This window comes from Paraburkholderia sp. JHI869 (assembly GCF_038900775.1).
GTDB lineage: Bacteria > Pseudomonadota > Gammaproteobacteria > Burkholderiales > Burkholderiaceae > Paraburkholderia.
Genome location: NZ_JAYMSC010000009.1, coordinates 270496 through 280062 on the forward strand (window position 1 = coordinate 270496; position 9567 = coordinate 280062).

The window sequence follows — 9567 nt, forward strand, 5'->3', positions numbered from 1 at the left end:
CGCATATGCCCGAGCCCGTGCACCGAAACCGTAATCTGCTCGCAAGGTAACGGCGCAATGGCAGAGAACGCGGTGTTAAGGCAAACCCTGATGGCGAGACGTAGGGTTAAGTTCTGCGACGGCACGATAAGCGCAAACGTTTCTCCGGGTGATATCGTCATCTCGCTACGTAGGGTAATTCAACATAAAAGAAGAAGAAAAATGTAGTCCGATTACGGCCCCGCAATCCTGCGGGTCATCGCTCAAGCAATCGGCAAAACAGGAGAGACACCGTGAGGAATGCGAAACAAATAGCGGTTGCGGTCGCCGGCGCATTGTGTGCCGGCTCCGTGGCGTACGCGGATCAAGCCGCCACCAGCAACACATGGGGCGACAGCCCATTTTCGATTGTGTCGCAGTTCTTTTCCCATGCTTCGGCTGCGTCACAGCCAGCCGTCGACTGGCAAGAGAAGGGCGACCAGGCCGACAGGCGCGCGGCAGTGCTGGTATCGCAACTGACGCTCGACGAAAAGATCCAGCTGGTGCACGGAACGGGCATCCCCACAGTCGGTCTCGGTGGCCCGTTTCCTTCGTGGGTGCAGGGCGCCGGTTACATCCCCGGTGTCAGCCGTCTGGGCATTCCCCCGTTGGCTACAGCGGATTCGGCTGGCGGCGTGAATGTGCAGAACGCCCATGCCACGGCTTTTCCTGCACCGATTGGGCTCGCCTCGAGCTGGAACGTCGCCCTCGCGGGTGCTTACGGGGCGCGTATTGCACGTGAGCTTCGCGTGCTCGGCTACGCGGAAGGACTGGGCGGCGGCGTGAATCTCGCACGTGAACCGCGCGATGGCCGCACGTTCGAGTACATGGGCGAAGATCCCGTCCTGACCGGCACGATGAGCGCCGCGCGTACCATGGGAACGCAGTCGCAGAACGTGATCGCAACGGTGAAGCACTATGCGATGAACGACCAGGAAACGAACCGGATGACGAGCAATTCGGTGGTCGATGAAAGGACAATGCGGGAAACGGAGTTGCTCGCATTCGAGATTGCCGTGCGCGAGGGGCATCCTGGCAATGTGATGTGCTCGTACAACCTGGTCAACGGCGTGTACGCCTGCCAGAATCCGGAACTCCTCACAACCATCCTGAAGAACGAGTGGGGATTCAAGGGCAAAGTCCAGTCGGACTGGACGGCTAACCATAGCACCGTCGCGTCTGCGATGGCGGGTCTCGACGAGGAGCAGCCGGGCGATCTCGGGGCGGCAGGCGCGGGCTTCGGCATTCAGTCCTATTTCAGCAGCGCGCTCAAGGCCGCGGTCCAGGCCGGCAGCGTGCCGGTTTCGCGTCTGAACGACATGGTCTTTCGCAAGCTTCGCACCATGATCGCCCTTGGCGTTATGGACAACCCGCCCACTCCCGGCGGCTCAGTCGACCAGACGGCAGGCAACCGTGACGCCCTGGCTGTGGCGCACGAGTCGATCGTTCTGCTAAAGAACGGCGCGGCATCTGGCAGCAATCAGCCGGTTCTTCCGCTCGCGGCTAGCGGCCTGCATTCGATCGTCGTGATTGGAGGACATGCCGATGTTGGCGTGCTGTCCGGAGGCGGGTCGGGAGGCGTGCCCGCGGCGGACGGCAATGCGGTGTCGGGATGCCAGTCCGGCAACCCACTGCTTTCGAGTTGCGCGACGTGGTACAAGTCTTCGCCGTACAACGCGATCAAGGCCAAGGCGCCGCAAGCCACGGTGACGTACGTTGACGGCACGAACGCTTCGGCGGCGGCTAGCGCAGCCGCTACCGCCGATGTGGCGATCGTCTTCGCCACGCAGTGGGAGAGCGAGGGCACGGACCTGGCGAACTTGTCCTTGCCGGACAACAAGGCGGACCCGAGCAATCAGCTCTACGACCAGAATGCGCTGATCAACGCGGTGGCCGCGAAGGCCAAGCGGATCATCGTCGTGCTGGAGAACGGGAGTCCCGTCACGATGCCGTGGCTCAGCAGCGTTCACGGCGTAGTGGAAGCGTGGTATCCGGGTGTGCAAGGCGGCCAGGCGATTGCGGACATTCTGTTCGGCGATGCGAATCCGTCCGCCAAGCTGCCGATCACGTTCCCCCGACAGGAAGCCGATCTGCCGCAACCGACCATCGACCCCAACAATCTCAACGTTGTCTATAGCGAAGGACTCCTGATGGGATACCGCTGGTACGACGCGAAGAACATCGATCCCTTGTTCCCGTTCGGCTTCGGTCTTTCCTATACGACGTACTCGTACTCGGGCCTCAGGACGCGTACCGATCAGGGAGGCAACGTGATCGCCAGTTTCACCGTCGCCAACACAGGCTCGCGTGCCGGGGCCGAAGTTGCTCAGGTGTACGCGACGCTGCCGCCGGGTCTGGGCGAGCCGCCGCAACGCCTGGTCGGCTGGGCGAAGGTCGCCTTGCGGCCTGGACAGTCGCAGCAGGTGAATGTCGTCATCCCGGCGCGCCGCCTCGCGACATGGAACGTCACGACGCACAAGTGGCAAGTGCATGGCGGAAGCTACGAGATCCGCGCAGCGTCGTCCTCGCGTGATACGAATGCGTTGTCTGCACGCGTTACCGTTGGCGATATGCACTGAGGTGTGGACGGCCTGGGCAGGGTTGAGTGCCCAGGCCTTGCGCACACTTCGAGCGATGCGCAGAGATGTTGATCGCCGAGTGTACTGGCGGCGTTAAGCGTGAGGGCGATTGTTGCGTCTTGATGTTTAGTTAATAGATCGACATGTTGTGATAATAAGAATTATCTAAACCACGCGTTCTGTGCGAATTTCCCGAGTGGCTTGCAGTCCCTCTGCCCATTTGCGGCCGCGTTCAAATCACCTCCACGTTTGCTCCGCGCCAGCTATGGCTGACGGACGAGCGAGAGACAGTGTTGCGAAGTTCCCCGCGATACTTCGGTAGCGTTGACGCTCTTAGGCGCCTGAACGCGTTGCGGGCGGAAGGACGCCTGCGGCATGGCGCACTTCCACCGCGATCGAGCGAAGCGGCGCATCCGCAACGAAACGGTCCAGCAATTCGCGCACGTCGTGATCGATGAAGTCGGCGCGCGTGGTGTCGACGATCACCGTCGCGCGGTCCGGAATATGGGCGAGCATCTGCTTGAGCGGCACCTTGCCGAGAAACGACACATCCTTGCGAAACGACACCAGGAAATGGTCGTCGTGGCGCGCGAGCGCGATCGGCCGATGCAGATTCGCCCACAGCGCGAGCCCCGCGCTGCACAGCACGCCGAGCACGATGCCGGTGAGCAGATCGGTCGCGAGCACGCCGGCGATGGTGACGATGAATGGCGCGAACGGCGCCGCGCCCTGTTTCGCGAGCGCGATGAACAACGAGGGTTTGGCAAGCTTGATGCCGGTGTGAATGAGGATGGCCGCAAGACTGGCAAGCGGAATCAGGTTGATCACGTCGGTGAGCGCGAAGACGCTAACCAGCAACAGCACGCCGTGCACGATCGCAGAGAGCCGGCTTTGCGCGCCTGCGTGCACGTTCGCCGAGCTGCGCACGATGACCGACGTGATGGGCAGCCCGCCGATGGCGCCCGCCACGATATTGCCGACGCCTTGCGCCTTGAGTTCGCGATTCGGTGGCGCTGCGCGCCGCTGCGGGTCGATCTGTTCGACGGCTTCGAGACTCAGCAGCGTCTCGAGGCTGGCGACGACGGCGAGCGTCAACGCCACGATCCAGATATCCGGATCGGCAAAACGCGCGAGGCTCAGCTCGAACTCGCCGAATTGCAAGGCGGCACCGAGCGCCGCGAACGATTCGATGGCAGGCAGCGCCACGCGTTGTTCGACCGGCAACGCCAACACGGGGCCAAGCGCGCCGCAAACCAGCGTTGCGCCTACGCCTGCAACCACGACGACAAGCGGCGCGGGCACGAGCCGCACGAGCGCGAAGCGCCTCAATGCACGTGTTTCCCAACCCGCGAGAATCGCGAGCGAGAGCGCGGCAACGGCCCAGACGACGGGCGAGATCGAGGCAAGCGCGCTCGTCAACGATTCGGTGTAGTTGCCCGAGCCCAGCCCGAGCGCGAGCGGCACCTGCTTGATGACCAGCAGCAGGCCGATGGCCGCGAGCATGCCCTTGATAACGGGCGTGGGCACATACGAGGCGAGCCGCCCGGCCTTCAGCATGCCGAAGCCGAACTGCAGAACGCCCGACAGCAGCACGGCAATGAGGAATGCTGAGAAACTGCCGAGACGCGCGATGCCATCCACGACGATCACAACGAGTCCCGCGGCGGGACCACTCACACTCAGGCGCGAGCCGCTGAGCGCGGCCACGACGATGCCACCGACAATACCGGAGACGAGCCCGGCCAGCGGCTCGGCACCGGATGCTCTGGCAATGCCGAGGCACAAGGGCAGGGCGACGAGAAAGACGACGGTACCAGCGCAGAGGTCACGCGCAAGCGCGGACAGAGAAGTTCTCGAAGTCATGACGAAAGCACGTAGAGAAAGAAGGGTAGAGGATTCGACGGCAGCGTATGCGCGAACGGCGCTCTGCGCCGCACGGCATACGTGTGCCAGGCAATTGACAACGGATGGCTCAGGCCGCGGCGATGGCCACCGTGGTTTGCGCGTCGTAGCCCGACGCGAGTTCGCGTAACTGGCCGTCGCCGAGCGAAAAGATCCATCCGTGCACGAGCGGCGCGGGCGCGCTCTCGCGCACGAGCGGATGCTCGCGCAGCAGACGCACCTGCTCGATCACGCTGAGTTCGGCAACGCGGTTCACACGCGCCTCTTCCGAAGGCAGGCGCTCAAGCGCTGCGCGATGCTGGTGCGCGAGCGCGCAGAGTGGCGCGATGCGGCGGTTCACGTGGGGCAGCGCGTCGGCGGGCGGCAGTAGCGAGGCTCGCACGCCGCCGCAGCCGTAGTGCCCGCATACGATGATGTGCGCGACCCGCAGCACACGCACGGCGTATTCGAGCACGCTCATGGTGTTGTCGTCGTCGGGGTGAAACAGGTTGGCGATGTTGCGGTGAACGAACAAGTCGCCAGGCGCACAGTGCGTGACACTTTCGGCTGGCACGCGGCTGTCGGAGCAGCCGATCCAGAGCACCTGCGGCTTCTGCCCGGCGGCAAGCGCGCTGAAGAACTGCGGATCGCGGCGGGCGATTTCCTGAGCCCAGGCGACATTGGCTACGAGCATACGTTTCGGAAGATTCATGGGTCGTGGCTCCATTCGAGCGGCGGCGCCGCTCGTTCCTTACATATAGCTTTCTACCAGAAAAAAATGCGTTGTCCTCGAAAAAAAAATCGAAGCGATGCACGTTAGATAAGAACGCTGAACTTTCTAGCGGCGTTGTGTTTCGACTTGAAGAGAACCTGGAGTGTTGGTCGCGTGAGCTGCCCTTGAGTGAATCGTAAATTTCTTCGCCGGGTGGTCTGATAAAAGGCGATTTCGCTTCGATTCACGAAAGGCTGCATGCCGAACTCACGCACGAGCGCATGAGAGGCAAAAGCACGCCAACCGGTTCTACCGATCGGCCAAGTTCCAGCGCCGGCTGAGCCACTATGCCCGTCGATCCTCGGCGAGGACCGGACGCGGACTACGTGAACAGCGTGGCTTTCACAGTCCGGCGCTCGCGTGCCTCACAGATATCACGCGACACCGGTCATAGGGAAGATCTGTTCATCCCGTGTGATAGGTTAAGCTGCACTGTTTGTACGCTGTTGACGAGGTATTTCTTCGCGTGCGCGGCGAGTAGTTCTTTACATGTTGTATGCACCGGGGATCGAGTACCAAGATCTGAGGCGCGATTGATATTTGGAATACTCGAACTAACCGTGCCGGCTTTCGAACCTGATGAGTTTGTCCCACCCCTTCGAAGCATTGTTAGCGCTTAATACAGAGGGTCAGTCGTGAAACTACAGTGTCCGAGTCTTTTCGAACAATCAGCATATGTTGGTGGCGCGTGGGTCGACAACACGTCATTGCCGAGGATACAGGTCAGTAATCCATCGACTCACGAGGTTGTTGGCTCGGTGCCCAACGTGACGGCCCAGCAAGTCGATGAGGCGGTCGTCTGTGCAACGAGAGCCTTCAACGACTGGAGCGAATGGAGCGGCCGCGAGCGTGCGCTCGTACTGCGGGAATGGGGGCGCCTGGTCGAAACCCATCGCGACGACCTTGCCCTTGTTTTGTGCAGTGAACAGGGGAAGCCACTCCACGAGGCTCGCGCGGAAATCACGCAAGCCGCAAATTACCTTGACTGGTTCGCCGAAGAGGCGCGAAGGATTTATGGCGACAATATTCCGGCGCCTCGACGTAACCAGAGAATCCGGGTGCTGCATCAACCCGTCGGCGTTTGTGCGGCGATGACCACCTGGACCTTTCCGTCGTCCATGGTGGCAAGGCGAATCGGGGCGGCTCTGGCTGCGGGGTGCACTGTGATACTGCATCCTGATCCGCAGACCCCTTTTTCGGCGCTGGCGCTTTGTGTCCTTGGGGAGGCTGCCGGGCTGCCGCGCGGAGCGCTATCAGTTCTGACAGGGGAAAGCGATTCGATAAGGTCCGCTCTGGTCTCACATCCGGGCATCAGGAAGGTATCCTTCACGGGCTCCATAGAGGAAGGCAAAAGGCAGATGGCGCTATGTTCTGCCACGGTCAAAAAGGTCTCGCTCGAACTGGGCGCCAACTGCCCATTCATCGTTTTCGGCGATGCAGACATTGACCTGGCGGTCAAAGGCGCCATCGACGCGCGTTTTCGACATTCCGGGCAGGCAGCCATGTGCGCAAACCGGTTCCTCGTACACGCGGACGTCTACGAGCGCTTTGTAAGTCGACTCGTGGAGAAGGTCTCAGCGCTCAAGCTTGGTGACGGGATGGCCGAGGGAGCACAGATCGGCCCGCTCATCAGTGAGTCAGCAGTTGCGCGGCTTGAAAGGCTGGTGGACGATGCGGTGCAAGCTGGGGCAACTGTTGCCCTTGGTGGTTTCCGCCTGACTATCGGGTCCAACTTCTTTCAACCGACTGTACTGACTAACGTCCGTCCGGAGATGGGAGTGTGCGGAGATGAAGTCCTGGGGCCGCTCGCGAGCGTGCTTCAGTTTAGAGATGATGACGAGGCGATCGCCCTTGCAAACGATACTCGGACGGGCCTTGCTGCGTATTTTTATACAACGGATATCCGGCGGGCATTCCGGGTCACTGAGGCACTTGAATGTGGCGTTGTGGGTGTAAACGACAGTCTGGTCTTCAACGAAGTCGCCCCCTTTGGTGGGATAAAGGAATCGGGAATCGGCCGTGAGGGAGCGCATTCAGGAGTGGAAGAATACCTGGAGCCGAAATACGTCTGTTTTGGGAACATCTAATTGGGTTGAAAGAAGGGACCGGTTAGCTCAACTGCTGAATGTCCACCGAGCTCTGGCCTCGATGGCGCCCCGCCTCTGGAGTCAAGAACAAGGCCCGCCGCGTGCGGGCTATTATTTTCGCGCCTGAATTGACATAGATATAATTATCGACATTTTAATATGTAATCCTTATTATTGTAGTGAAAATTTACCAAGTCCTGCCGTGACGATGATCTTCGCGTCCCGAAGGCTCAAGTTGTCACATAAGGAAAGCCCGGATCTGACGATGGCGAGCAACGCTGATCGCTTCATAGTTCGATTCATTGCTTCGATGCAGGGTAGGTTTGTACGGCGCGTACAGTACTTCCAGCGCGCTTACGCGTTCCTTAAGGGACGCGAGCGCAGTGGCAATTTCGCGACGCCTCCGCTTCGAGACGAGCCCTTCATCAGGCGTATCGCAGGCCTGAGATACGTTCGCAACGCCGGTCCTTTCGGCGAAGGTGTCCTATGGCGATGCCGCTTTTGTTCTATCAGCGGATTCCTGGCTCTGGTTAACTGTTGAGCAATCTCGTTAGGCGGCAACGCCGCGCAATGAAACTTACTAACGTCCTTTGGCGTTGCTCAAGCGGCAGATGGGGCACGGGTTGCCAGTCTCGTTGCATGCGTCCGGTGAATCAAGCTTCATCACCGAGCAGGTATGGACGGTTGACGGCGGCCGGACGGCCACATTGAGCCTTCCGCAATAGAGCGCGAGTCTCACCTGATCACTGGGAAAGCCCCCGGTTTCTATTAGATCGTTTGGAGCTGAAATGTCCGACTTCATCACCGTTTTGCGCGAAACCTGCCCGACTCCAGTCGTTGATGCCACAAAGTGGAAGCGCATCGGCGGCGACCCTCACACCGTGAACCTCAACGCTTACCTTTCCACGGACGGCAGCAAGATCATGGGCACCTGGATCTGCACCCCGGGCAAGTTCGAGGTGAACTACGAGAAATGGGAGTTCTGCCACTTTCTCGACGGCTACTGCATCATCACTCCGGAAGGCGAGCAGGCCGTGCACCTGAAGGCCGGCGATGTGTTCGTTATTGAACCGGGCATGAAGGGTACCTGGGAAGTGGTGGAGACGGTGCGCAAGTACTTCGTCTTTGCCTAAGTCTTGGCTTCCGGGATGTGGTGTCGTCGATACCACTAGTCTGGGTCTGTGCGAGAGATCGTTACGCCTATCTTGAAGATCCACTTCCCCTTGCGCTTTTCCCGGTTGGGTTCGTGTTTCGCGAGCAGGCGCTACGTGCGCTTTCGGCTATCGGGAAAAAGTGACGGGTCGCGTACTGTGGGCCAGGTTACGCGGGTGGAGAGATAGCGGTGTCGGCGGGGCTTGCGGTGACAGTGGTCGCCGACAATATGATTCCCGCAGGGTGGAGGACTCTTGGCGAGGAGGAGGGTTTTCCGAAACTACCGAAGTTTGACCTTGTTCTTTTAAGGGGACGTACGGAGTTTCCCGTTGCGGTGGAGTGCCTCTACAACTATCTGAAAGCCGCAACAAGCGATGCGGCCACAGCGGTCGTACCCGCCTAGTATCGACACTTCGGATAAGTTCCTGTCAAATCGAGCCGGCATCCGCGGAGGCATTCCATACACCCGCCAAACGCGCGGGATCGACGATCCTGTCGTACTGGTCCGCGTCGATGAGGCCTAGCGACAACGCCGCTGCGCGCGGCGTAATGCCTTCCTGTAGCGCGAGCCTCGTTATCCGCGCGACGGCATCATAGCCAAGCACGGGATTGAGCGCCGTAACCGACAACAGTGCGTTTTCGACGTTTGTTGCAAGTCGTGTTGTGTCCACCTGGAGCGCCTTCACGACGCGCTCGTCGAAGGTTCGACATGCGTCGCCCAACACCAGAGAGGAACTGTTATTCCAGATCGCCTCGGTGAACACGCCGTTTGGTGAAGTGTTGAGATCGGCGTTGTCGCCGTAGACGGCCGCGCAGCTGCTGGTCAACACGACACGCCGGATTCCCGGTACCGGATCACAAGCCGTTCTATCTGTCGCACGGTCAGACCCAGACGTTCGGCCGCGCGACCGAACACGACATTTCAAAAAAGCCGTAACATCGAATGTCCCCGCCAGATACAGATGTCGTCCTGCCAGCCATTTACAGATGTCGCATCTTTCTCTGTTTCTGTGTTCACTCATTGTTGAAGGTCAGCGGTTGAAGCAGCAGGGCGCCTGCGTTCAGCGGACCCTGGCTG

Annotated in this window: 6 protein-coding genes; 3 read left to right on the forward strand and 3 right to left on the reverse strand. The window is 60.3% G+C overall.

Annotation, left to right across the window (positions count from 1 at the left end; all coding sequences use genetic code 11):
• Window positions 1–272: 272 nt before the first annotated feature.
• Window positions 273–2597 carry a glycoside hydrolase family 3 C-terminal domain-containing protein gene (locus VSR72_RS18110; RefSeq protein ID WP_342953716.1) on the forward strand — a complete coding sequence of 775 codons (2325 nt, stop codon included), beginning with the start codon at window positions 273–275 and terminating at the stop codon, window positions 2595–2597.
• Window positions 2598–2930: 333 nt separating this feature from the next.
• Here VSR72_RS18110 and VSR72_RS18115 read toward each other — a convergent pair whose 3' ends face one another.
• Window positions 2931–4460, reverse strand: coding sequence for a SulP family inorganic anion transporter (locus VSR72_RS18115; protein WP_342953717.1), 1530 nt, complete (start codon window positions 4458–4460; stop codon window positions 2931–2933).
• Between the two features lie 109 nt (window positions 4461–4569).
• Window positions 4570–5190 carry a carbonic anhydrase gene (locus VSR72_RS18120; RefSeq protein WP_342953718.1) on the reverse strand — a complete coding sequence of 207 codons (621 nt, stop codon included), beginning with the start codon at window positions 5188–5190 and terminating at the stop codon, window positions 4570–4572.
• A gap of 695 nt (window positions 5191–5885) precedes the next feature.
• Between VSR72_RS18120 and VSR72_RS18125 the strand changes: the two genes are divergently transcribed.
• Window positions 5886–7337 (forward strand): NAD-dependent succinate-semialdehyde dehydrogenase, encoded by a 1452-nt coding sequence (locus tag VSR72_RS18125; RefSeq protein WP_342953719.1) that lies wholly within the window; start codon window positions 5886–5888, stop codon window positions 7335–7337.
• Between the two features lie 788 nt (window positions 7338–8125).
• On the forward strand, window positions 8126–8470 hold the full coding sequence (locus VSR72_RS18130; RefSeq protein ID WP_342953720.1) for a cupin domain-containing protein: 345 nt from the start codon (window positions 8126–8128) through the stop codon (window positions 8468–8470).
• A 447-nt stretch (window positions 8471–8917) separates the two neighbouring features.
• Here the strand turns inward: VSR72_RS18130 and VSR72_RS18135 are convergent, their stop codons facing one another.
• Complete coding sequence (locus tag VSR72_RS18135) at window positions 8918–9319, reverse strand: hypothetical protein (protein WP_342953721.1); 402 nt, start codon at window positions 9317–9319, stop codon at window positions 8918–8920.
• Between the last annotated feature and the right edge of the window lie 248 nt (window positions 9320–9567).

Bases quoted from the DNA above. Each gene is read 5' to 3' on its own strand.
- VSR72_RS18115 (WP_342953717.1), bottom strand. From the start codon at position 4,460: ATGACTTCGAGAACTTCTCTGTCCGCGCTTGCGCGTGACCTCTGCGCT.
- VSR72_RS18130 (WP_342953720.1), top strand. From the start codon at position 8,126: ATGTCCGACTTCATCACCGTTTTGCGCGAAACCTGCCCGACTCCAGTC.
- VSR72_RS18120 (WP_342953718.1), bottom strand. From the start codon at position 5,190: ATGAATCTTCCGAAACGTATGCTCGTAGCCAATGTCGCCTGGGCTCAG.